The organism is Streptomyces sp. NPDC029138 (genome assembly GCF_055564375.1).
Genome location: NZ_JBVHWM010000145.1, coordinates 1 through 1,566, shown reverse-complemented (window position 1 = coordinate 1,566; position 1,566 = coordinate 1). Strand labels below are relative to the sequence as shown.

Here is a 1,566-nt window from a genome sequence, read left to right as displayed (position 1 = left end):
GCCCGCTCGATCCGTTCGGCGAGCCCTTCCGCGCCCCAGTCCTCGGACGCGGCGTACACCCCGGTCGGTACGACGACGGCCCGCAGGTAGGCGAACAGCGGGCGCAGCGCGTGCTCCAGCACCAGCGAGTGCCGCCCGGTCCCCCCGGTGGCGCCGATCAGCACCGGCTTGCCCGCCAGCGCGTCCTTGTCCAGCACGTCGAAGAACGACTTGAACAGCCCGCTGTAGGAGGCACTGAACACCGGCGTGACCACGATCAGCCCGTCCGCCCCGGCCACCGCGTCCTGCGCGGCGGCGAGCGCCTTCCCGGCGAACCCGTTGGTGAAGTTGTGCGCGATCTCCACGGCGAGGTCACGCAGCTCGACCACCTCGATGTCCACCGCCGTCGTACGGTTCACCGCGGCGGCGAGCCGGTCGGCGAGCAGCCGGGTGGAGGACGGGACACTCAGCCCCGCCGACACGACAACGACCTTCATACGCCCGCTCATACGGTGCTCTCCTCCTTCTCCTGCGCGTCCTTCTCGGTGGCGTCCTGCGCGTTCTTCGCGGCGAGCAGCGACCGGTGGGTCGGCGCCTCGGGCACGTCGGCCGGGCGCCCCTTGGCGAACTCCTCGCGCAGCACGGGCACGACCTCCTCGCCGAGCATGTCCAGCTGCTCCAGCACGGTCTTCAGCGGCAGCCCCGCGTGGTCCATCAGGAACAGCTGACGCTGGTAGTCACCGGCGTACTCCCGGAACGACAGCGTCTTCTCGATCACCTGCTGCGGCGAGCCCACGGTCAGCGGGGTCTGCTCGCTGAAGTCCTCCAGCGACGGCCCGTGACCGTAGACGGGGGCGTTGTCGAAGTACGGCCGGAACTCACGCACCGCGTCCTGCGAGTTGCGGCGCATGAACACCTGCCCGCCCAGCCCCACGATCGCCTGCTCGGGCGTGCCGTGCCCGTAGTGGGCGTAGCGGGCCCGGTAGAACTCCACCATCCGCTTGGTGTGGTCGGCGGGCCAGAAGATGTTGTTGTGGAAGAAGCCGTCCCCGTAGTACGCGGCCTGCTCGGCGATCTCCGGCGAGCGGATCGAGCCGTGCCACACGAACGGCGCCACCCCGTCCAGCGGGCGCGGGGTGGAGGTGAAGCCCTGCAACGGGGTGCGGAACTTGCCCTCCCAGTCCACGACGTCCTCCCGCCACAGCCGGCGCAGCAGCGCGTAGTTCTCGATGGCCAGGTCGATCCCGTCCCGGATGTCCTTGCCGAACCACGGATACACCGGCCCGGTGTTGCCGCGGCCCATCATCAGGTCCACCCGCCCGTCGGCCAGGTGCTGGAGCATCGCGTAGTCCTCCGCGATCTTCACCGGGTCGTTGGTCGTGATCAGCGTCGTCGACGTCGACAGCACCAGCCGCTCCGTGCGCGCGGCGATGTGGCCGAGCATCGTGGTCGGCGAGGACGGCACGAACGGCGGGTTGTGGTGCTCACCGGTCGCGAAGACGTCCAGGCCGACCTCCTCGGCCTTCAGCGCGATGGCGACCATGGCCTTGATCCGCTCGCGCTCGGTCGGGGTCCGCCCCGTGGTGG

Annotated in this window: 2 protein-coding genes; both read right to left on the bottom strand. The window is 70.2% G+C overall.

Annotated elements, in window-relative coordinates; translation table 11 throughout:
- Positions 1–476 (bottom strand): CE1759 family FMN reductase (locus ACZ4WH_RS43945; protein WP_468191965.1); only part of this gene is annotated, 476 nt, incomplete at its 3' end.
- An 8-nt stretch (positions 477–484) separates the two neighbouring features.
- A partial coding sequence (locus ACZ4WH_RS43940) for an LLM class flavin-dependent oxidoreductase (protein ID WP_468191962.1) occupies positions 485–1,566 on the bottom strand: 1,082 nt, incomplete at its 5' end.